The following is a 21,180-nucleotide window of genomic DNA, read 5'->3' as shown; positions in this document are numbered from 1 at the left end:
TCAGTCAGTTTCAGTCAGGGAATGGGCGGTGTTCGCGAGAACCACGCCCGCTGCGGCCCGGCCTGCCTGGCGGCCGGACCAGATACAGTCCGCGAGCGAGAGGCCGCTCACGTAGTGATTCGATGCGAGGCCGCACGCGGCCCGGCCAGCGGCGAACAAGCCTTCAATCGGCATGCCATGCGCCGACAACACCGCATTGGTCGTCTCGTCGACCTGCAAGCCGCCCAGCGTGATCGACGGGCAAGGGAACACGCGGCTGTCCGATGAAATGTCAATCGCGTAATACGGTCCTTGCGCGAGCGGATGCAACATGGCAGAGGACTTGCCGAACACACGGTCCATACCGTTAAGCGCACCCAGGTTGTAGGTATTAACGGTTTGCGCGAGCACCGCAGGATCGCTGCCGATGCGGGCGGCCAGATCTGCCAGCGAGCGGGCGCGCTTGCGGCCTGCCAGCATCAATAGCATCGCGGGCACGCTTTGAAACGCCCACAGCTTGCCGCGCAAACATTCCCTCAGCGCGAGCTTCACGAGCCGCGCATCGAGAATCAGCCACGCGTGCCCTTCGCACGTTTCGCACATTGCGTGGCCGAGCGCCGCGCCATAGACTTCCTCGTTGCAAAAGCGCTCGCCGTTGCGATCCACGACACAGCCTTGCGCCCACGCATAAGGCGGATTGATGAAGCGCCATGCGGACACACGTTCAAGCCGCCGCGCCACGCCACCCGCAGACAAGCCGAGCCGGATGCCGGAGCCGTCACAACCGGTGGTGCCAAGACGCCAGTTCGGCAGATAACGCGGTGCGTAGTGCGCCACCATCGACCGGTTGAAAATGAAGCCGCCGGTGCTCAACACCACTGCATCGGCCTTGATCGTGATGAGCCGACCCTCGCGCTGCTCGAGGCGATGAAGCGCAACGCGCAATCGGTCGGCCCACGCCGGCATGCCGTTATGCAGGCGCTCCGCCCAGCGCGCAAGGCGCCGATGCGCGCGCTGGGCACGGCCCGGCGCTACTTGCCAAACCTGCGCACCGATCACGCGACCGCTGCGGTCGGTGACGAGGCGGCGCACGCTTGCGTGGCACATCGTGTCGACAAATGGTTGCGCATCCACCGCGCGTCGCAACGTGTCGTACAGCACGCGACCCGACATGCCGTCGCCGACTACCCGATGCCCGCGCGGTGCCGGCGCATGTTCGCGCACGGCATCGCCCACCGCCTCATTGCCCGAGTAGTACAGGTAATAGCGGTTCTGCGGATACGAGGTCTTGCGTGGCGGCACCGACGCGGCAAAGCGTACGCCCAGACGTTCGAGCCAGCGCAGCATGTCGACGCTGCTTGCGCAAAAGCGTTTGAGCGTCGCCGCGGACACTGCGTCGCCGACTTCCTGCTGCAAATAATCGAACATCGCCTCGGGCGTGTCGCTGTAACCCGCTTCGGTTTGATAGCGCGTGCCACCGCCTGCGTAGACCACGCCACCACTTTTCGCGCTCGCGCCCCCGCCCTCGAAACGCTCGACGATCCGTACTTTCGCGCCTGCCACCGCCGCTTCCAGCGCGGCACACGCACCCGCCGCACCGAAGCCCGCGACCAGCACGTCGCACACGTCGTCCCAACGCACGCAGGCGGGATCGTCGACGACGAGCGGCGCTTCGACCGGCGTGGCCGATCCCTGCTGGGCGGACGAAGGGCTCTGCATCACGCCGCGCGCCCGCTTAGACCGCTGCGCAGCGCACGGGCGCCGCAGCGGTGGTATAGACACCGTCCACATACACCAGCGGATCGACCTCGCCGCTCATCAGCACCTGCTCGACACGGCCGATGAAAATCGCATGCGTGCCATAGTCGAAACGGCCGTCCTGCGTGCAGATGAGGCTCGCCTGCGCATCGTGCAGATACGGTACGCCATGATCCGAGCGCTGCCAGTTGCCGGTCGTGAAACGGTCTTCGCCCTTGAGGCGCCCGCTGCAATCGATCGCAATATGCTGATGCTGCGCCGAGAGCACGTTCACGCAAAACGCCGCGCCCTTATCCAGCGGCGGAAAAATCGACGAGGTGCGGTTAATGCAGATCAGAAGCGATGGCGGCTCGGTCGAGAGCGAATCGACTGCCGTGGCCGACATCGAATAGCGCCGCTCGCCGTCGCTGCAACTGATAACCGCGACCGAGCGTGCAAGGCGGCGCATCGCCAGCAGCATATCGGCGCGCAACGGATGTGAAGTGAGTTCGGTCATGACGTGACTCCGCGAAGTTCGCTGCTTGCAGCGCGTGCTGTTCCTGAAGTGCTGACCTCGCCGTTGCGATCATCGTCAGCGTCGGCAAGATGATTCGCGGCGATGTAACCGAAGGTCATGGCAGGGCCGAGTGTCGAACCCGCGCCGGGATAGCTCGCCCCCATCATCGACGCGCTGGTGTTGCCGATCGCATAGAGCCCGGCAATCGGCGTGCCGTCGGCGTGCAAAACCCGGGCGCGTGCATCGGTAAGGAGACCGCCTTTGGTGCCAATGTCGCCCGCGTCGATACGCACGGCGTAGAACGGTCCGGTCCCGATCGGCGCGAGGCACGGATTCGGCTTGACGCTGGGGTCGCCGTAGTAGGTGTCGAAGGCATTGCCGCCTTTGGCGAATTCTTCGTCGACGCCGGTCGCGGCGTAGCGATTCATCTTCACCACGGTGTCGCGCAAGCCTTGTGCATCGATACCGATTTGAGCGGCCAGCGCATCGAGCGAATCGGCCTTGTAGAGCAAGGAACGAAACGCCGCGGGGATACGGGTGTCCGGCATCATCGCGCCGGGCATGATCGGCCCGCATGGATATTTATGGCGGAACTGCGCGTCGAACACCATCCATGCCGGCACGCAGGCACCGGTTTGCGCATGGTCGCGATACATCGCCGGCACGAACTCCGAATACGGTGCAGCCTCGTTGACGAAGCGCTTGCCGAGTCCATTGACGACCACACAGCCCGGAAGATTGCGTTCGACGAACAGCGCACGCTGCTTTTCCTCGTGGTCGACGTGGACTGTCGGCGCGCCCCATACGTGTTCCATCAATGCGATCTGCGCGCCCAGTTTCTGACCGACGGCAATCGCATCACCTGTGTTGTTCGGCGGCGTCGCACTCCACTGCGCTTGCGTGGGACACGGCAGATAGCGCTCGCGCATCGCCTGATTGCGTTCGAAACCGCCGGCCGCGAGAATCACGCCACGCTTTGCGAGTACGCGCACATTCTTGCCACCGCGATCCACCACGATGCCCGTTACGCGTCCGTCCGCTTCGAGCAACTCGCACATTGGCGCGTTGAGCCACAGCGGAATGTCGCGATCGAGCAATGCACGACGCAGGCCACCTGCCAACGCGTTGCCGAGCGTCAGGCGACGATCGCGCCGCGAGCGGCTGCGCGCACGTATATCGAACCAGTAGCGGCCGAATTGCTTGAGCGCGAGCCCGATATAACCCGGCGCTTTCGACAGCAGCATGTGCGCCTCTTTCGAGGTCACCGCCACTCGCCCACCGATCAGCGTCCCGGGTGAAGGCAGACGCAACCGTGCGAATTCTTCACCGAGCGACGCGCCGTCCACCGGCAAGGGATCGAGCGCGCGGTAACCCGGCATCGATCCCGGCAGGTCCTGAAAGTAGTCCGCGTACTTCGGCAATGCTTCATAACGCACCGGCGTATTCGCTTCGACATAGCGCAACATCTCCGGCGCGATGTCGAGATAGGCGTCGATCCGGTCGCTAGCGGTCACGCCTTTCGTGCAGGCATCAATGTAGGTTCGTGCGGCCTCGCGTGTATCCGTAGCGCCCATTTCGGCGATATGGTGGTTGCACGGAATCCAGATACCGCCACCCGACACCGCCGAGGTCCCGCCGTACACGTCGCTCTTTTCAAGCACGATGACGGACAGGCCGCGGTCGGCCGCGCGGCAGGCGGCCAGCATGCCACCCGCGCCGGAGCCGACCACCACCACGTCGAACACATGCGTCTGCGTTTGCTGTTCGCTCATGGCTGCATCCATCAAACGAAGAAATCGGTGTTCGGACGCCCGAGCATCACCGCGCCGAGATTCTGGCCGAAGCGGTCCAGGTTGTTTGCGTAGTGCGCGCGCGCCGCATGCAGATCGAGAAAGCGCCGTACCAGCGGATTGCGGTTATAAATGCCGTTGCCGCCCGCGTAACGCAGCAGCGCATTGGCGGCCTGCGCGCAGCGTTCGGCCACTTGCGCGGATTGATAGCGGAAATGCACGCGCCGCTCGATCGATACCGCCGGGCCGCCATTGGCCGCCGCGAGCAGTTCGGCGAAGTTGCGCTTGAGCAGCAGCTTCATTTCATCGAGTGCCACCGCCGCGTTGGCGCAGGCGGTTTGCGCACCGGTGTCGTCGGTGGTTTTCGCGCCGCTGTTGGCGCTCACGCGCGTGGCGGCATACGACGTGAAGTCGTCCAGCGCGCCTTGCAACGCGCCGATGCATGCCGTACACACCGCGCGTACGAAGATCTGCGCAAACGGCAGATGGAACAGCTGTGCATCGTTGAGCGCGAGACCAGGGCTCGTGCCCATCATGCCGTCGATGGCTTTGTGCGTGCGATAGTCCGGCACGAACGCGTCGTTCACCACGATGTCGTGACTGCCTGTCGCGCGCAAGCCCAGTACGTCCCAATCCTGTTCGATCGTGTAATCGCTTTTCGGCAGCAGGAAGGTACGGTATTCCGGCGGTTCGCCCTCTTTCGCCGGCGGCACCAGCGCGCCGAGAAAGACCCATTCGCACAGTTCGCTACCGCTGGAAAACTTCCAGTGCCCGGACAGCCGGAAGCCGCCTTCAACTGGCGTCACCCGGCCCACCGGCATATAGGTCGACGCAATCAGCGTGCTTTGATCTTTACCCCACACGTCCTGCTGCGCGCGTTCGTCGAACAGCGCCAGTTGCCAGTTGTGCACGCCGACCACGCCGTACACCCATGCAGTAGACATGCAGCCGCGCGCCACTGCCATCTGAATTTCGAAGAAGGTTTGCGGATCAAGTTCGTAGCCTCCGTAGCGCTTCGGCTGAAGGACCTTGAAAAAACCCGCGGCCTGAAAATCGGCCAGCGTCTCTGCGGGAATCCGGCCATTCGCCTCGGCCTGAGCAGCACGCCCGGCGAGTACCGGCGCGAGCGCTTCGGCGCGGGCGATCAGTTCGGCTGCAAGGGCGTTCGAATCGTTGTCGCGATGCACGGCTGTCTCCATGGCGCGAAATGGGTGTCGCGCCTATTCTGTTGGGTTCATCTTCGACCTCCGGCTACGGCGTCGCATCGTCTGAAGGGACTAGCGACGCCTGCCTCGCCCGCTGTTATGCAGCGACCTTATGCGGCAACCTCTGCCTTCTGCTTCTCGGCCTTCAGACGGTTGAAGTACGGAATCACGTGCTCGCCGATGTTGCGGATCGTTTCGAGTTGCGCTTCCTGAGACACCGTGCCCATCTGGCAAAGGAACAGCACTTCATCCACACCCGCTTCCATCAGCCGGCCCACATAGCCGATGCAATCGTCCACGGTGCCGTAAGCGTGATTCGGGTTCATCATCGAAAGCGCCGGATCGCTGAAGTCGACCACCACTTCTTCAGACGCGAAGCGCGAGCGGATCACCATTTCGCCGGTATTGCCCTTCACGAGGTCATCGCCCCAGCTATCCGGATTCGGGCGTTCGCCGCCGGTGTACCAGTAAGCCAGTGACTCCATGAAATAGCGCTGACCGCGAATGCCGATCTTGCGGGCCTGCTGGCCATCTTTCAGCACCACGGTCGGGCACAGGGCCGCCAGATGCTGGGTCGGACGAAAGCCAACCTGGTCCTCGGCTTTGCGGGTCGCCCATGCTTCGCGATACAGCGCGTTTTTCTTCGCGACTTCGTCGGGGCCGCCGAAACCGAGCACCAATGCGCCCAAACCACGCTGACCGGCGCGCAGCAGGCCGTCGTTGTTGGTACACGCCATGTACATCGGCGGATGCGGGTCCTGGAACGGCTTCGGGTGAATCGGCCGTTTAGGAATCTTGATGTATTTACCGTCGTGCTCGATCTCGTCCTGCACAAACATCTTCGGCACGAGGTACATCGACTCGTCGATCATCGGTTGCAGCTCGGCGAGGTCGTAGCCGAATGCCCCCGCTTCCTGCTGGCTGCCGCCTTTGCCGACGCCGAAATGCACACGGCCGCCCGACAGAATGTCGAGCATGGCTATGCGTTCGGCCACCTTGATCGGATGATTCATCGCGGGCGGCAGGCAGATCACGCCGTGGCCGAGGCCGATGCGGGTTGTGCGGCCGGCCAGATACGCGAGGAAGGTTTCCGGGGCGCTCATATGCGCGTAGTTCGTCAGCGACGTGTGTTCGACGCACCAGACGGTATCGAAACCCATCTGTTCGGCGAGCAACGCCTGCTCGACGGTCTCCTTGAATACCCGGTGATCGCCTTCCCGCGAAGCGTCCGTGGTCTGGGCTTCGTAAATCAGAGAAAACTTCATTGCGTGCGTCTCCATGAATTTTGGACTGTGCTGAAACGGGCGGTCCGCTCCCGACCCACCGATTCATACGATGATCGTGACGGTCCACGGAATGAAGTTTCAGTTCGCACGTGCGGGCCGGCATCGTCTATTTGGATTAACGGTGTGCGATCTGGCGTAGAAGCTTTGATCGAAGGCGTTCTTTGCCTTGTCTTTCGGCTTGGGTTTCGCCGTGCTTTTTCATGCTTCGGCTAGTCCGATTGGACCTCGTGCTGCGTTCGCCCGCAGCGCTACGATCGAGCCGCTACATAAAGCGGCTCAACTGATGGGAGTGCAATGCAATGAAGGCTTCGATGATGCTGTACCCGGTCGACACGATCGATGCGGCGCTGCCGTTCTTTGTCGACGGGCTGGGCTTAACGGTGAAATTCCGCGACGGTGAGCGCTATTGCGCGCTCGACGGCGGCGCGCTGGGCATCGCTCTGGTGGCGGCCGAAGAACGGATCGTCGAGCGCGCGGCGTTGGTGTTTCGGGTGGACGAAAACGATGACCTGTACGCGGCAATGGAGCGCGTAGTGGCAGCGGGCGCGTCCGTGCGGGTACCTGTGCAGCAAGGGCCGCACGAGTTGCGCGCAGTGCTGGAAGACAAGAACGGCGCGTTGCTGGTGTTGTCGCAAAAGCGCACGGTTTAAAGCGTTGAATGGTGTGCCGCGCTTGATACAGGCGCGGCACACGCGGTGACTTCGTTCAAATCAGACGAGTTCCGCCCCGGTTCAACCGAGCGGCACCACACTACCCAGAAGAATGCGCACGAGCGTAGCCTGACGCGTTACGCCCGTCTTCGAGAAGATCGCCCTCAGATGGGCCCGTGCGGTGTTCTTGCTGATACCCAATTCGTCGGCCGCTTCTTCCAGCGTCAACCCATTGGTCAACAGCAAGGCGAGTGAGGTCTCCGCAGGCGTGAGGTCGAACAGCTTGCGCACGATCTCCTGCGAGCCCTGCGATTTGCGATCGGGATCGCGCAAAAACAGCACGGTTGCCGGGCGGCGCTTGTTGTCCTCGGACCAGTCCGATAGCGGAATCGTGCGCACCAGCACGCCGAGTTTCGGCTTGTCGCAACCGCGCGTGATCGGCATGGCTTCGACAATCGGCGCGGCGGTGCCGAAATGCCCCATTAGCGCATGACGCACCAGACGTTGCAGATTGCGGTTCTCCTGCGCGTCGGTGGCCTCCACGTTGCCGTGCACGACACGCAGACCGTTGCTCTGCGCGAGAATCTCATCGGCCACGCTGTTGGTGCGCATGATCGCGCCACTCTCGTCGAGCGTCACGGTGCCCACTAGCATCCGGTCGATCGCGCTTGCATACAACGTGCGCTCCGACTCCACGATATCGAGCCGCGAATGCAGTTCGACCGCGCGCCGTAAATGCGGCAGCAACAGCGCGCAAAACGCCTTGTCACGCGCGGAAAAATGCTTCGAATCGTGGCTGCGGCAGACGCGAAACCGGCATTCCACGCCCGACTCCGTGCGCAGATCGGCGCCCATGATGTAGCGGATATCCGCGGGCTTCAGGAACTGCTTGTAAAGCTCGCTCGTGAGCCACCCGGTGTCGCCGAATACTTCGTCGACCGTGACCACGCGATCCGCCGGCAAACCGACGAACGGGTCGAGCGAATAGTAGTAATTGTTATACGACGCTTCGCCCGGCACGCCCGACCCCATTTCGGAAGCATGCACCATCAGGCCGCGCCGGTCGCTCGAAGGCGAACGCAGAATCAGGGTTGCATAGCTCGCGCCGAGCGAGGTGCGGATCAACTCCAGCGCGCTAGCCCACGGCGTGCTTTCCAGCGCCCCCTGATAAATACGCGCGGTCAGCTCGCTGAACTGCGCGACGCTCACCTCGGCCAGTTCACTCATGGCCTGGCCCTCTTCAGGGGCCCATTTTGTCTCCATCAACACTCCGTCCTCCATGCGATTTTGCATCGCGTCGCCAAGCTTAAGGGCCGATCTGTTTGCTGGCATCGGGGGAAGTACTTAGCTGAGGGAAGTTTCGCTGAGCGTGCGAACGAACTCTCGTCCAATCGGACGATGCCCCCTTGAAGCCGCCGCGCTTCAATGCATTCAGTGTTGCGGCGTGCGCGCCGGATGGCCTGATTTTGGGCTCGATTCGCGTCTTGCACGGCCGCCTCGCTTATACCCGGTATAGCCGCTTTCACGACAGTTTTCTCAGGAGACCCGATGGCGCTCGATTCCCAGGCGCAAGCCGTGCTCGCCGCATTCGCCGGTATGCCCCCGCTCGACTTCGCGCAACTCACCGCGCCCGCTTACCGCGCGATGCTCGCTGCGGGCGGCGGTTTTGCGCCCGGCGACGCCATCGCGGCGGAAGAGGATCTGATGATTCCGACCGCAAGCGGCCCGATTGCTGCGCGCCTTTACCGGCCCGTGGTTGAAGATGGCGATAGCAACGGCCTGCTGCCCCTTACCGTCTTTTTTCACGGCGGCGGCTTCGTTTCCTGTGGGCTCGACACCCACGCCAACCTGTGCCGTTGTTTAGCGCAACGCGCGCGAACGGTCGTGCTATCGGTCGATTACCGGCTCGCGCCGGAAGCGCGTTTCCCGGCCGCCGCGCTCGATGCGTGCGACGCCGTGCGCTGGGCTGCTGCCAACTCAGCCGATTTACGCGCGCGTCCCGGCGCGCTGGCCGTAGCCGGCGACAGCGCAGGCGGCAATCTGGCCGCGGTGGCCGCGCAGCAGTTGCGTCATAGCGGCGTGAGTATCGCGCATCAGTTGCTGTTCTATCCGGTGGTGGATTGCGCGACCGAGCATCCTTCATACAAATCGATGAGCGACGGCTATTTGCTGACGGCGGACATGATGCGCTGGTTCAAAAATCAGTATTTCGCGGAAGGCGCCGATCGCGCCAATCCGCTCGCCAGTCCGCTCGCGGCAACCAATCTCACCGGCGTGGCCAGCGCCACCATCATCAGCGCGGAATACGATCCGCTGTGCGATGAAGTCGAGCATTACGCGGCTCGCCTCGCGCAAGCGGGCGTACTCACGACCCATCTGCGCTGGCCGGGACAAATGCACGGCTTCGCCAGCTTGCTCGGCGCGCTCGATGCGGCCGACCACGCACTCACAATGGCAGCGCGAACCTTGCGCCATGCGCTGCACGCCCAGAACACCTGACCCCGCTCACTAGAAAAGACATGACTGCATTGATCCGCCTCGCGGCCGAAGACGGCATCGCGACGCTCACGTTCGACCGCCCCGAAGCACTGAACGCCCTCAACGAAGCGATGGCAAACGAACTGAACGCCAAGCTCGTACGTCTCGCTAATCACAACGAGATCCGCGCGATCGTGCTGACCGGCGCCGGCAACGCCTTCATGGCGGGCGGCGATTTGCAGACCATGCATGCCGCACTCGACGCCAAACCCGTGGTACGGGACCGCGCGATCGGCACGCTCGTGCGGCTCGCGCAAACCGTGGTCGAGACCGTCACGGGTTCGCGCAAACCGGTGATCGCCAGCGTCAACGGCGCAGTGGCAGGCTTCGGCTTGAGCCTCGTCGCGGCCTGCGATCTGGCTATCGCAGCAAAGAGCGCGACATTCACATCGGCGTATGGCCGAATCGGCACCTCCCCCGACGGCGGCGCAACCTACACGTTACCGCGCGCGCTCGGCACCAAGCAGGCCGCACAATGGATGTATCTCGACGAGCGGCATACGGCCGACGAAGCCCTGCGAGCGGGTATCGTCAACTGGGTCGTACCGGACGACGAACTCGCCGCGCAAACGCGCTCGTTGTTAAAGCGGATGGGCGCCCTCTCGCCGGACGCATTCGCGCAAACCAAGAATCTGATGCTGCACGCACCCGAGCGCAGCTTCGCCGAGCATTTATACGCGGAACAGCGCAGCTTTCTGCACTGTGCGGCGGGCGACGATTTCCGCGAAGGCATCGACGCATTCTTCGACAAACGCGCGCCCGTGTTCGGTTCTAGCGCACGTTAAGCGCTTTTCTTATTTGCGGCGACAGCAACAACAGCAGTAGCACACGGATGAACCCATGAAACTCGCCACTACCAACGAAATCGTCGCCGAACTGAAAGCCGGCCGCATGATCATTCTGGTCGACGAGGAAGATCGTGAAAATGAAGGCGATCTGTTGATTGCCGCTGACTACGTCACCCCCGAAGCGATCAACTTCATGGCGCGCTTTGGCCGCGGCCTCGTCTGCCTGACGTTGAGCGCCGAGCACTGTGCGCATCTCAAGCTGCCGCCGATGGCGGAACAGAACGGCACGCAGTACGGTACCGCGTTCACGGTCAGCATCGAGGCGGCGCAAGGCGTCACCACCGGTATATCCGCCGCCGACCGGGCGCATACGATCCGCACCGCGATTCGCGCGGACGTGCGCGCTGAGCATCTGGTGCAACCGGGCCACGTGTTTCCTATCGCAGCGCGAAGAGGCGGTGTGCTGGTGCGTGCCGGACACACCGAAGCCGGCTGCGATCTCACCGCCCTCGCAGGGCTGACGCCCGCCGCGGTGATCTGCGAAATCATGAACGACGACGGCACCATGTCGCGCCTGCCGCAACTGATCGAATTCGCGGAACACCATGGCTTGAAGATCGGCACGATTGCCGATCTGATCCACTATCGAAGTACTCACGAGTCGCTCGTCGAGCGTGTCGGCGAGAGGCCGCTGCACACGCCGTGGGGACCATTTCGCGCCATTCAGTATCGCGACACCGTGCGCCAGTCCACGCATCTGGCGCTGGTGCGCGGCAATCCAACGCCCGATGTGCCGGTGCTCACGCGCGTGCACGAATGCTTTTCGCTGCTCGATCTGCTCGATGCCGAACCGTCCGCGCATTCGTGGCCGTTGCACGCAGCGCTGCAAAAAATCGATGCGGCCGGATGCGGCGTAGCGGTCCTGCTCGATTGCGACATGCGGGCCGATGCGATGAACAGCAGCAACGGCATGCCGGCACGCAAGGACGGCCGACTCTCCGGGATTGGCTCGCAGATTCTGCGCGAACTCGGCGTGCGTCGATTGAATGTGTTGTCGAGTCCATTCAGGCTGCCGGCGCTATCCGGGCACGAACTGGAGATCATGGCGTTCATTCCGCTTGGCGAAGCGGATCTGGACAATCCGCATGCCTTTGAACGCGCGCCCGCCGCGCCGAAGGTTGGCGCGCCACGAATGTCCGTGCCTCTTCGGTCCACCGCAACGCTGCATGTCAACGCTCAGCCCGCGTCATACGAACTCGAAGCCTCCTCTTGGTGAATCCTGGATGATCAAGCACAACAAGCCTAATAAGCCTTATGTAGCGCTCGTCACGGGCGCCTCACGCGGCGCCGGCAAAGGTATCGCACTCGCGCTCGCCGCGACAGGCGCGACGGTCTACGTGACCGGACGCACACAACGCGAAGGCGACGCGCCACTGCCAGGCACCGTGCACGCGACGGCAGTCGAAATCGATAAGCTCGGCGGCAAAGGCATTGCCCTCACCTGCGATCACGCCGACGACCGCCAGGTAGCAGAAGTATTCGACTACATCCGGCACAACAGCGGGCGCCTCGATATCCTCGTCAATAATGCCACTGCGTTGCACGACGAACTGATTCGCCCGGCACCGTTCTGGGAAAAGCCGCTCGACCTCGTGGATATTCTCAATGTCGGCCTGCGCTCCGCATATGTTGCGAGCTGGCATGCCGCGCCACTGATGGCCGCGCAAGGCGACGGGCTGATCGCGTTTACGTCCTCGTTCGGTGCGAGCTGCTATATGCATGGCGCCGCGTATGGCGCGCAGAAAGTGGGTGTCGACAAGTTCGCCAAAGACATGGCCGTCGATTTAAAACCGTACGGCGTCGCGACAGCTTCCATCTGGATGGGCATGCTGCAAACCGAGCGCACCGCACGCGTGATCGCCGAGCATCCCGAACAGTATGCGGGTTTCAGCGAGCTCGCTGAGACGCCGCAATTCACGGGACGCCTGATCGATGCGTTGTATCGCGACCCGCAACGTCAGCAGAAATCCGGTTTGGTGCTGGTCGGTGCGGAGCTTGCGCGCGAGTACGGTATCACCGAGCTCGACGGACGTCAGCCGCCCTCGCATCGCGAGGCATTGGGTGGGCCAGTGCAGGCGCATCCTGCGATAGTGGCTTGATACGGTGTGCGGCACGTATGGCACGGCGCAGCAGCTCTGAATGATGTGCTGGGCTGTGCCGCGCGGCTTCGTGTCTTTTCCAGCACCACCGGCGGCTAGAAGCCGGTCACCACCATCGCATACACCAGCGCCGCACCGCCCACTGCCCCGAGGAATGTGAAGCACTGCTCGTCGGCGCCCGAGCGGCGCGCCCAGATTCTTCCCGCCAGCGCGGCCAACCCGGTGATGCCCAGAAACAACGACAGCGACGAACCGGCCGTACACACCATGCCGGGAAATTCGTCGCTCCAGGCGCACGCATAGAGCTGCCGCACGGATACGCCGACCACGCCGATCGCCACCAGTACGCCGGCAATCAGTCCATCCCGCTGAACTCTGGATTTCATCTGCAGCCCTCTCCGCATCACGCCTCTCCTCATCACACTCGTCCCCATTCCTAACGCGGCCCCAACGCCTGCCACGCGGCTGTGCGCCTCGATACGGTGGACGGGAAAGCCAAGTCGCACGGTTCTCGGTTCATACCGCCATTGACGGCGATACGACGCGTGCGAGCATCGTCCGGATGGACTAAGGGGATTGCCTGACGGATTGCCGGCGGGATTGCGGGGGACTGCATGGGGTGACGGGACTGCCGAGGAATCGCGGAGGGGATTGCCGGGGGGAGTCTCGGGGGAGATTGCAGGTGGATTGCGAAGAAAACCACCATCGAAGAAAACAGTGGACGTGACGGCACTCGCCGTCACGTCGAAGCAATCAAGTGGTCACCGCGTCAGCGCGCGTCAAGCCGTTTGCGGCTTACCGACAAACCACGTCCCGATGACCTCTTCGATCGCGCGCGCAGCGGACAACAACGCCGCTTCGCCACGCGGCTTACCGACGATCTGAATACCGACCGGCAAGCCACTCGCGCTCATCCCGCACGGAATTGCGATGACCGGCATGCCGGTGAGCGTCAAAGCGTAGGTAATGGCGAGCCAATCGATATACGTATCGAAGTGCCGGCCGACAGCGTCGCGGATATCGCGCGCTTCCACCGGGAACGGCAGCACGATAGAAGCCGGACAGATCAGCACGTCATAGCGTTGCAACAGCGCGTTCATCTTGTGGAACAACGAGCCGCGCGTACGGTGTGCTGCGAGCATGGCGCGGTTATCCACCTGCAGACCAAACTCGATGTTCCAGATCACGTTGGGGTTCAGCACATCACGATGGTGAGCCAGCACCTCTTCATAGTTCGCCGCGTACGAGATACCTCGCAGCGCATGGAACGCCTGGGTTGCCCCGCTCAGATCGAGATCGCTTTCATCTACGCCGATGCCTGAACCTGCCAGGCGGTCCATCGTTTTACGGCAGATTGCGAGGATCTCCGGCTCGACTGTCGCAATACCCAACCCTTCGCTGAATGCGACACGCGCCGGACGCTGCGGCCTGCGTGCATGCTCCAGAAACGACGTTGCCGGTTCGCTCAGCGACATCGGCGCGCATTCGACTTCGCCGCACATCGCGTCGAGCAGCAGCGCAGCATCGGTTACGTTGCGTGCCATCGGTCCATGAATGCCCAGCGTGTCGTACGGATTGGCAGCCGGACCATACGACACGCGCCCCGGCGTGGGACGCATTCCCACCACGCCGCAAAACGCCGAAGGCGTGCGCAACGACCCCGCCAGATCGGAGCCCTGCGCGACCCATGCCGTGCCCGATGCCAACGCGGCAGCCGCGCCACCCGAGGAACCACCCGCCGAGCGCGACAGATCCCACGGATTGCGCGTAATGCCGAACACGCTGTTATACGTATGACCGCCGGAACCGAACTCCGGCGTATTGGATTTCGCATAGACCACGCCGCCGCGCGCTTCCAGCAGTGTCACGCCGGCATCGGATGTCTCCGGAATGCGATCGCGGTAGACGAGCGAACCACGTGTGGTGCGCACGCCGGCTACATCGGTCAAATCCTTGATCGGCACCGGCAACCCGCATAACAGGCCGCGCTCACCGAGCGGCTTCTTCAGCAACGCATCGGCATGCACATGCGCGCGCTCGAAACACAACGTGGGCAGCGCGTTGACTTGCGGTTCAACGCGCTCCACCTGAGCGGCAAGCGTGTCGAGCAGATCATGCGGACTGACCGATTCCTCGCGCAACAGATCGACAATTTCGCACGCGCTTCGCTCAATGAGACTCAAATCGACGGACATAGTGGCTATCGGCTTCGTGGTGGGGATGCCCGTCAGTTTCGCATGTCGTGTGCATTTGCGTCGTCAGACGGGCACTTTTTTAGTGGCCGTGGTTCTTTCATCCGAGTGCTTATGCGGCGGACATTGCGGACTCGTATGTGGCTTTGCCGCGGCGAGCGTCGGCCAGCATCATGTCAGCCGCCTTCTCGCCGATCATGATGGAGGGCGCATTGGTGTTGCCGCTCACCAGCGTCGGCATGATCGATGCATCGGCCACTCGCAGGCCTTCGAGCCCGATCACTTTCAATTGCGGATCGACCACGCTGCCGGCATCAATGCCCATCTTGCAGGTCCCCGCTGGATGGAAGACCGTGGCCGCGTGCGCACGAATGTAATCGAGCAGCGCAACATCCGACTGCACATAAGCGCCCGGCAGCATCTCTTTGCCGCGGATTGGATCGAAGACCGGCGAGGCGAGGATCGACCGCGCAAGCTTGATGCCTTCGATCAGCACACGTGCATCCTCTTCGCGAGCGAGAAAGTTGTAGTCGATCAGCGGCGCACGCTTGTCCTCGCGCGACAGCGTAAGCATGCCGATGCTTTTCGGCCGCAGCACGCAGGTATGAATAGCGAATCCGTGACCGTATTCAAAAAGACGCCCACGATGGCTGCGATAGCCGGGCACAAAATGGAACTGCACGTCGGGGTCGCCTCCAGCGGCGTAACGGGTTCTCGCAAAGCCGCCGGCTTCGACGTAATTGGTGGTGAGCCAACCCTTCTTACGCAGCAGATACTTGAAGGGCGACGCAACCACCTTCGGCAGCGAACGCAGCGAAAAGCCGAGCGTTTTCGCGCTCGACGAACGCACGGTCACCAGGCCGTCGAGATGATCCTGCAGATTGCGCCCCACACCCGCGAGATGATGCTTGACGTCGATGCCACTCTCCCGCAAATGCGCAGCATCGCCGATACCGGACATCAGCATCAGATGCGGCGAACCGATCGCGCCCGCGGCGAGAACGACTTCCCGCTTTGCATTCAGCAGCAGGACGGTGCCGTCCTTTTCGACGTACACGCCATGCACACGGTTGCCTTCGAGACGCAAGGACAACGCACGGCAATCGCTCAGCAGCGTGAGATTCTTGCGCTGCAGAACCGGATGTACGAACGCCCTATAGCTCGACAAACGGTGCGCCGCTTTCTGCGTCACGTCATACACGCCAACGCCGAATGGGTCGCCCGCATTGAAATCGCTGTTATGCGGCAGACCGATGCCGCGCGCGGCGTCAATAAACATCTGCGAGAGCGGATTCGGATCGCGCGGACGGTCGACTGACAACTCGCCGCCCGTCCCGTGATAAGTCTCGTCCTGGCCGAGCCGGTTGCCTTCCGAGCGCTTGAAGAACGGCAGCAGATCGTCGTAGGCCCAGCCTTTGCAACCCGCCGCGGACCAGCCGTCATAGTCCGAGCGCATGCCGCGAATGTAGATCATGCTGTTCATCGAACTCGATCCACCGAGCACCTTGCCGCGCGGGCAATGCAAGCTACGTCCGTTCAAACGCGTTTGCGGCGCGGATTCGAAGTTGTAGCTGTACTGCGGGCTCTTATAGAGCGTGATGGTGCCGGCCGGCACCTGCACGCGCGGTGTGCTGTCAGAACCGCCCGCTTCGACGAGACATACCGTATAGCGGCCATCCGCACTCAACCGGTTCGCCAGCACACAGCCGGCCGAACCAGCCCCGATGATCACGAAGTCGAAGTCCATTGTTTGTGCTGTTTGACTCATTTTGTGCGGGCTCCAGCGGCGGGGAGATTGATCAGGCAGGCACGCGAGCAGTCGTGCGGGAAAACCGCTTGCAACCCACGTAGTAAACCAGCGAGGTCAACACCAGACCGACGACCCATGAAATATCCGCACCGTCGAGCTTCTTCGCGATCGGCCCGGTGTACAGGTCGGTTGCGACGAATGGCAGTTGCACGACAATGCCGAACAGGTACGAGAAGATCGCAATGCCGTTAAAGCGCCCGTAAATACCACCGTCCTGCCGGAAAAACGAGTCGACATCGTATTGGCCATGGCGCACGAGGTAGTAATCGATCAGGTTGACCGCCGTCCAGGGCACCAGCACGTACAACAGCAACAGAATGAAGTTCGTATAGGCCGCGAGGAAGTTGTTTTGACCAAACAATGCAATCGTCAGAGAAATGGCAAACAGCACCAGAGCGGTGACAGCACGCGCTCGTGCCTTGCCGGACCATGAGGGAAATAACGTTTGCAGAATCGTGATGGTCGAAAGCGCTCCGCAATACAGATTCATTGCGTTAGTCGCCGCAATGCCGATAGACAGTACGATCACGACCAGCGTGCTGATGCCGTGCGTAAGCGTCGTGAGGCCGGTGACCACGTCTCCGTCCGCCACCATGAGGCCGATTACGGCGCCCAGCACCATCGGAAAGATCGAACCAAGCGAGCAGCCCCAATAGCTTGCCCAGAATGCGACACGCGAGCCGGTCTCAGCCGGCATGTAGCGCGAATAGTCGGACACGTAGGGCGCATAGGCGATCTGCCAGAGTGCCGCGACTGAAATCGTGCCGAGAAAGCCCGTCAGATTCGCGCTGTTCTTCGCGAAGAAATCAGCTGGCAGTCCATGCACGAAAATGATCCACACGAAGGCGAGCACCAGCACCGCACCGGAGCACCACGTCATCAACCGCGTATAGGCGTGAATCAGGTTGTAGCCGAAGATCGTCGCCACGAGGCTCAGTATGCCCACGACGATCACGCCGTCGTTCACACTGACGGCAGGGGTCAGGCTGCGCAGCGCCTGGCCGCCGAGGACGAGGTTCGACGCAAAGAACCCGAGGTACATGATCACCACGAGCCCCACCACCAGCAGCGAGCCGATCGAGCCGAACTGGCCACGCGTTTGCACCATTTGCGGGACACCCAACTGCGGCCCTTGCGCCGAGTGCAGGGCCATGAAAACCGCACCCACCAGCGTGCCGATCACGATTCCCAGCACGCCCCACCAGAACGGTTGCTTGAACACCGTGACGGCCAGCGCGCCGGTGACGATGGTCAGCAACATGATGTTCGAGCCGAACCAGATCGTGAACAGATCGCTCGCCTTGCCGTGCCGTTCGGCGGCAGGAATGGGCTGGATCGTGCTTTGTTCCAGACGGCCAATCGTATCTTCCTGATTCATCGGCTTGTTCCTTGAGATTCGTCAAATTGGATTCACAGCCCGACTGTTCAACAACAAAAAAACCACCGAAAGAACTAATTAGCTTTCCATTGAATTGGTTTTCCCTATGTTTTTCTCCACACGCATAGGGCGTGCCGAAGCAACCGTTGCATAGACGGTGCCTCTTCATTGGATCGGTTTAATCTTCTTGGAAAGAAAATGCGACTGCTGCGATAGTCGATATGCGGCGGATCGTGCTTACATTAAGCAGCATTTCATTTCGGAGACACGCTTGATCACCATCTATGGCGAGCGCCATCGCCTTCATCATGGCCGCAGCGAACTGATCGACGGCGAATTGAAGCCGTGCTTCGAGATGCCACGGCGCGTCGAGATCGTCCACGATCGCTTGCGCCAGGTCGGGCTCGGCGAGGTCATCGCGCCCACTCGCTTCGGCATCGACACGTTGAGCCGCGTACACAGTGATGCCTACCTGGATTTTCTGCAGACCGCATGGCGGGACTGGAGCGCGCTCGGCCGCACACACGATGCGCTGCCGACCATCTGGCCGGCGCGCGGCCTGCGGCGCGACCGCGCGCCGCTTAGCATCGACGGCAAGCTGGGTTTCTATGCAATGGATGCGGGTGCGCCGATCACCTCGGGCACCTGGCACGCGATCGAGGAATCCGCGCATGTTGCCCTGACTGGCGCGCAGTGCGTGAGCAACGGCGAGCGCGCGGCCTTTGCGTTGTGCCGGCCGCCTGGGCACCACGCGGGACGCGACGTGATGGGCGGCTACTGCTACCTGAATAACGCCGCGATTGCGGCCGAACACTGGCTCGCGCACGGCGCCAGGCGTGTAGCCATACTCGATGTCGACTATCACCATGGCAACGGCACGCAATCGATCTTCTACGAACGCGACGACGTACTGTTCGCCTCGCTGCATGCGGACCCCTCGATCGACTATCCGTATCTGCTGGGCTACGCGGAAGAAGCCGGCCGCGACGCCGGCGAAGGTTTCAATCTGAATTATCCGCTGCCGTGGGGCACGGATTGGTCCGGGTACTCAGCCGCGCTCGCTCATGCCGGCACGTAGATCAACCGGTTCGCGGCTGACGCACTGGTGGTTTCGCTTGGGGTCGATACGTTCGAAGGCGATCCGATTTCGCAGTTCCGGCTCACAAGCGACGATTATCCGCGAATCGGTGCGGCAATCGCACAACTCGGCTTACCGACGCTGTTCGTGATGGAGGGCGGTTATGCGGTGGAAGAGATCGGCGTGAACGCGGTGGGCGTATTGACCGGTTTTGAAGAACACTGAGGGTTGCGTTGCGGTGATATCCCATAAGAGCGCCGTGCTGCGCATGGAACTCTTATCGCATCGTTGTCAGGCGTGTGGCGCTTCCTGAGTTCCGGAAAGGCTCGATGAATGTGCGAACCGGCAGAGAGCCAGTTCGCACATCCGGTATCAGCTCTTGAGCCGATACCCGGTCTTGAAGATCCACGCGACGATCACGAGAAACACGGCCAGAAACAGCGCGGTCATGCCGAGGCTGACACCGACATCCACGTCGGCGAGGCCATAAAAGCTCCAACGAAATCCGCTGACCAGATAAACGATCGGATTGAACAGCGTCACGATCTTCCAGAAGGGCGGCAGCATATTGACTGCATAGAAACTACCACCGAGAAACGTGAGCGGCGTGATGATCAGGAGCGGTACGAGTTGCAGCTTCTCGAAGCTATCTGCCCAGATGCCGATAATGAAACCGAGCAGACTGAACGTGACCGCGGTCAGCACCAGGAACAGAATCATCCAGAACGGGTGCTGCACCTGCAGCGGCACGAACAGCCCGGCGGTAGCCAGAATGATCAACCCGAGCAGAATCGATTTGGTGGCCGCCGCGCCCACATAGCTCACGACGATCTCCAGATACGACACCGGCGCGGACAACAACTCGTAGATCGTGCCGGTAAAGCGCGGAAAGTAAATCCCGAACGATGCATTCGAAATGCTTTGCGACAGCAGCGACAGCATGATCAAACCCGGCACGATGAATGCGCCGTAACTGATGCCGTCCACTTCCTTGATACGCGAACCGATTGCCGCACCGAATACGACGAAGTAAAGCGAAGTCGAAATCACCGGTGCGATGATGCTCTGCATCAGAGTGCGCCAGGTGCGCGCCATCTCGAACTTATAGATCGCGCGAATTGCGTAGATATTCATTGGTTACCTCGGAGCAGACTGACAAAGATGTCTTCGAGCGAACTTTGCGTCGTATGCAGATCCTTGAAGCGGATGCCGGTGTCGTCGAGCGCTTTGAGCAGCGCGATGATGTCAGTGCGTCCGCCCTCGCCCTCATACGTGTAGATCAACTCGTTGCCACCCTTGGCGACATCCAGCCCATAACCGGTCAGCGCCGGGGGCACCTCCGCGAGCGGACTCTCCAGTTGCAGCGTCAACTGCTTCTTGCCGAGTTTGCGCATCAATTCCGTCTTCTCTTCCACCAGCATGATCTCGCCCGCATTGATCACGCCGATGCGGTCGGCCATTTCCTCGGCTTCGTCGATATAGTGAGTGGTGAGAATGATCGTCACGCCGCTCGCGGCGAGCGAGCGCACCAGTTTCCACATGTCGCGGCGCAACTCGACGTCGACACCGGCGGTGGGTTCGTCGAGGAACAGCACGCGCGGTTCGTGCGAGAGCGCCTTCGCAATCAGCACGCGGCGCTTCATACCGCCTGACAGCGTAATAATCTTGCTATCGCGCTTTTCCCACAACGAAAGATCGCGCAACACCTTTTCGACGTAAGCGGGGTTTTTCGGCTTGCCAAACAGTCCGCGGCTGAACGAGACAGTCGCCCAGACGGTTTCGAACGAGTCGGTGGTGAGCTCCTGCGGCACAAGGCCGATCAGCGAACGTGCGCCACGATAGTCCACCGCGATGTCGCGGCCGTCCACCATTACGCTGCCAACGCTTGCCTTGACGATGCCGCAGATGATGCTGATGAGGGTGGTTTTGCCCGCCCCGTTGGGCCCAAGCAAGGCGAAGATTTCCCCGCGGTTGATCGCCAGATTGATGTTTTTGAGTGCATGAAAACCCGTGGCATAGGTTTTCGACAGATTCGTGACCGAGACGATTGGCTGCATGGATTCGACGATGGCA

The 21,180-nt window shown here is 61.9% G+C and carries 17 protein-coding genes and 1 pseudogene; 6 read left to right on the top strand and 12 right to left on the bottom strand.

From position 1 onward, the window contains the following. The 5 genes from ACUN0E_RS10340 to ACUN0E_RS10320 all read right to left on the bottom strand — a co-directional run bounded on the left by ACUN0E_RS10340 (window position 1) and on the right by ACUN0E_RS10320 (window position 6,493). Window positions 1-1,698 carry an FAD-binding protein gene (locus ACUN0E_RS10340; RefSeq protein ID WP_445566507.1) on the bottom strand — a complete coding sequence of 566 codons (1,698 nt, stop codon included), beginning with the start codon at window positions 1,696-1,698 and terminating at the stop codon, window positions 1-3. Between the two features lie 16 nt (window positions 1,699-1,714). Beyond that, complete coding sequence (locus ACUN0E_RS10335) at window positions 1,715-2,233, bottom strand: flavin reductase family protein (RefSeq protein ID WP_408340068.1); 519 nt, start codon at window positions 2,231-2,233, stop codon at window positions 1,715-1,717. Continuing rightward, window positions 2,230-4,005, bottom strand: coding sequence for an FAD-dependent oxidoreductase (locus ACUN0E_RS10330; protein ID WP_445566506.1), 1,776 nt, complete (start codon window positions 4,003-4,005; stop codon window positions 2,230-2,232). Before ACUN0E_RS10330 ends, ACUN0E_RS10335 begins: the two co-directional genes overlap by 4 nt. 11 nt (window positions 4,006-4,016) lie before the next feature. After that, window positions 4,017-5,210 (bottom strand): acyl-CoA dehydrogenase family protein, encoded by a 1,194-nt coding sequence (locus ACUN0E_RS10325; protein ID WP_445566505.1) that lies wholly within the window; start codon window positions 5,208-5,210, stop codon window positions 4,017-4,019. A gap of 128 nt (window positions 5,211-5,338) precedes the next feature. Beyond that, window positions 5,339-6,493, bottom strand: a complete 1,155-nt coding sequence (locus ACUN0E_RS10320) for an LLM class flavin-dependent oxidoreductase (protein WP_445566504.1) — start codon at window positions 6,491-6,493, stop codon at window positions 5,339-5,341. 320 nt (window positions 6,494-6,813) lie between these two features. Between ACUN0E_RS10320 and ACUN0E_RS10315 the strand changes: the two genes are divergently transcribed. Further along, entirely contained in the window at window positions 6,814-7,164 is a 351-nt protein-coding gene (locus tag ACUN0E_RS10315; RefSeq protein WP_408227953.1) for a VOC family protein, read from the top strand. A gap of 81 nt (window positions 7,165-7,245) precedes the next feature. Here the strand turns inward: ACUN0E_RS10315 and ACUN0E_RS10310 are convergent, their stop codons facing one another. Then, complete coding sequence (locus tag ACUN0E_RS10310; protein ID WP_445566503.1) at window positions 7,246-8,427, bottom strand: helix-turn-helix transcriptional regulator; 1,182 nt, start codon at window positions 8,425-8,427, stop codon at window positions 7,246-7,248. Window positions 8,428-8,712: 285 nt separating this feature from the next. Here ACUN0E_RS10310 and ACUN0E_RS10305 point away from each other — a divergent pair, with 285 nt between their 5' ends. The 4 genes from ACUN0E_RS10305 to ACUN0E_RS10290 are packed head-to-tail and all read left to right on the top strand — an operon-like array spanning window position 8,713 to window position 12,649. Then, on the top strand, window positions 8,713-9,663 hold the full coding sequence (locus ACUN0E_RS10305) for an alpha/beta hydrolase (RefSeq protein WP_445566502.1): 951 nt from the start codon (window positions 8,713-8,715) through the stop codon (window positions 9,661-9,663). A gap of 20 nt (window positions 9,664-9,683) precedes the next feature. Next, window positions 9,684-10,487 carry an enoyl-CoA hydratase/isomerase family protein gene (locus ACUN0E_RS10300; protein ID WP_408227945.1) on the top strand — a complete coding sequence of 268 codons (804 nt, stop codon included), beginning with the start codon at window positions 9,684-9,686 and terminating at the stop codon, window positions 10,485-10,487. 55 nt (window positions 10,488-10,542) lie between these two features. Further along, complete coding sequence (gene ribBA / locus ACUN0E_RS10295) at window positions 10,543-11,766, top strand: bifunctional 3,4-dihydroxy-2-butanone-4-phosphate synthase/GTP cyclohydrolase II (RefSeq protein WP_408392503.1); 1,224 nt, start codon at window positions 10,543-10,545, stop codon at window positions 11,764-11,766. A gap of 7 nt (window positions 11,767-11,773) precedes the next feature. After that, window positions 11,774-12,649 carry an SDR family NAD(P)-dependent oxidoreductase gene (locus ACUN0E_RS10290; protein WP_408340080.1) on the top strand — a complete coding sequence of 292 codons (876 nt, stop codon included), beginning with the start codon at window positions 11,774-11,776 and terminating at the stop codon, window positions 12,647-12,649. 95 nt (window positions 12,650-12,744) lie between these two features. Here the strand turns inward: ACUN0E_RS10290 and ACUN0E_RS10285 are convergent, their stop codons facing one another. The 4 genes from ACUN0E_RS10285 to ACUN0E_RS10270 all read right to left on the bottom strand — a co-directional run bounded on the left by ACUN0E_RS10285 (window position 12,745) and on the right by ACUN0E_RS10270 (window position 18,029). Beyond that, a complete protein-coding gene (locus ACUN0E_RS10285) occupies window positions 12,745-13,035 on the bottom strand; it encodes a hypothetical protein (protein ID WP_408227936.1) in 291 nt (96 codons plus the stop codon). A 393-nt stretch (window positions 13,036-13,428) separates the two neighbouring features. Next, complete coding sequence (locus tag ACUN0E_RS10280; RefSeq protein ID WP_445566501.1) at window positions 13,429-14,844, bottom strand: amidase; 1,416 nt, start codon at window positions 14,842-14,844, stop codon at window positions 13,429-13,431. A 109-nt stretch (window positions 14,845-14,953) separates the two neighbouring features. Further along, complete coding sequence (locus ACUN0E_RS10275; RefSeq protein ID WP_445566500.1) at window positions 14,954-16,609, bottom strand: GMC family oxidoreductase; 1,656 nt, start codon at window positions 16,607-16,609, stop codon at window positions 14,954-14,956. 31 nt (window positions 16,610-16,640) lie between these two features. Further along, window positions 16,641-18,029, bottom strand: coding sequence for a purine-cytosine permease family protein (locus tag ACUN0E_RS10270; RefSeq protein ID WP_445566499.1), 1,389 nt, complete (start codon window positions 18,027-18,029; stop codon window positions 16,641-16,643). A 271-nt stretch (window positions 18,030-18,300) separates the two neighbouring features. Between ACUN0E_RS10270 and ACUN0E_RS10265 the strand changes: the two are divergent. Then, window positions 18,301-19,332 (top strand): annotated as a pseudogene (locus ACUN0E_RS10265) (histone deacetylase family protein). 147 nt (window positions 19,333-19,479) lie between these two features. Here ACUN0E_RS10265 and ACUN0E_RS10260 read toward each other — a convergent pair. Continuing rightward, window positions 19,480-20,241, bottom strand: coding sequence for an ABC transporter permease (locus ACUN0E_RS10260; protein WP_408227923.1), 762 nt, complete (start codon window positions 20,239-20,241; stop codon window positions 19,480-19,482). Next, on the bottom strand, window positions 20,238-21,164 hold the full coding sequence (locus tag ACUN0E_RS10255) for an ABC transporter ATP-binding protein (protein WP_408228084.1): 927 nt from the start codon (window positions 21,162-21,164) through the stop codon (window positions 20,238-20,240). Before ACUN0E_RS10255 ends, ACUN0E_RS10260 begins: the two co-directional genes overlap by 4 nt. Window positions 21,165-21,180: the final 16 nt, after the last annotated feature.

The organism is Paraburkholderia sp. D1E, from assembly GCF_052682275.1.
Note: the sequence above shows the minus strand (reverse complement) of the source record. Positions and strands in the feature narration are given on the sequence as shown.

What these genes read in the sequence shown, in the direction of transcription:
- ACUN0E_RS10340 (WP_445566507.1), bottom strand. Translation starts at nt 1,698, where the DNA reads ATGCAGAGCCCTTCGTCCGCCCAGCAGGGATCGGCCACGCCGGTCGAA.
- ACUN0E_RS10335 (WP_408340068.1), bottom strand. Translation starts at nt 2,233, where the DNA reads ATGACCGAACTCACTTCACATCCGTTGCGCGCCGATATGCTGCTGGCG.
- ACUN0E_RS10330 (WP_445566506.1), bottom strand. Translation starts at nt 4,005, where the DNA reads ATGAGCGAACAGCAAACGCAGACGCATGTGTTCGACGTGGTGGTGGTC.
- ACUN0E_RS10320 (WP_445566504.1), bottom strand. Translation starts at nt 6,493, where the DNA reads ATGAAGTTTTCTCTGATTTACGAAGCCCAGACCACGGACGCTTCGCGG.
- ACUN0E_RS10315 (WP_408227953.1), top strand. Translation starts at nt 6,814, where the DNA reads ATGAAGGCTTCGATGATGCTGTACCCGGTCGACACGATCGATGCGGCG.
- ACUN0E_RS10310 (WP_445566503.1), bottom strand. Translation starts at nt 8,427, where the DNA reads ATGGAGACAAAATGGGCCCCTGAAGAGGGCCAGGCCATGAGTGAACTG.
- ACUN0E_RS10305 (WP_445566502.1), top strand. Translation starts at nt 8,713, where the DNA reads ATGGCGCTCGATTCCCAGGCGCAAGCCGTGCTCGCCGCATTCGCCGGT.
- ACUN0E_RS10300 (WP_408227945.1), top strand. Translation starts at nt 9,684, where the DNA reads ATGACTGCATTGATCCGCCTCGCGGCCGAAGACGGCATCGCGACGCTC.
- ribBA (WP_408392503.1), top strand. Translation starts at nt 10,543, where the DNA reads ATGAAACTCGCCACTACCAACGAAATCGTCGCCGAACTGAAAGCCGGC.
- ACUN0E_RS10290 (WP_408340080.1), top strand. Translation starts at nt 11,774, where the DNA reads ATGATCAAGCACAACAAGCCTAATAAGCCTTATGTAGCGCTCGTCACG.
- ACUN0E_RS10285 (WP_408227936.1), bottom strand. Translation starts at nt 13,035, where the DNA reads ATGAAATCCAGAGTTCAGCGGGATGGACTGATTGCCGGCGTACTGGTG.
- ACUN0E_RS10280 (WP_445566501.1), bottom strand. Translation starts at nt 14,844, where the DNA reads ATGTCCGTCGATTTGAGTCTCATTGAGCGAAGCGCGTGCGAAATTGTC.
- ACUN0E_RS10275 (WP_445566500.1), bottom strand. Translation starts at nt 16,609, where the DNA reads ATGAGTCAAACAGCACAAACAATGGACTTCGACTTCGTGATCATCGGG.
- ACUN0E_RS10270 (WP_445566499.1), bottom strand. Translation starts at nt 18,029, where the DNA reads ATGAATCAGGAAGATACGATTGGCCGTCTGGAACAAAGCACGATCCAG.
- ACUN0E_RS10260 (WP_408227923.1), bottom strand. Translation starts at nt 20,241, where the DNA reads ATGAATATCTACGCAATTCGCGCGATCTATAAGTTCGAGATGGCGCGC.
- ACUN0E_RS10255 (WP_408228084.1), bottom strand. Translation starts at nt 21,164, where the DNA reads ATGCAGCCAATCGTCTCGGTCACGAATCTGTCGAAAACCTATGCCACG.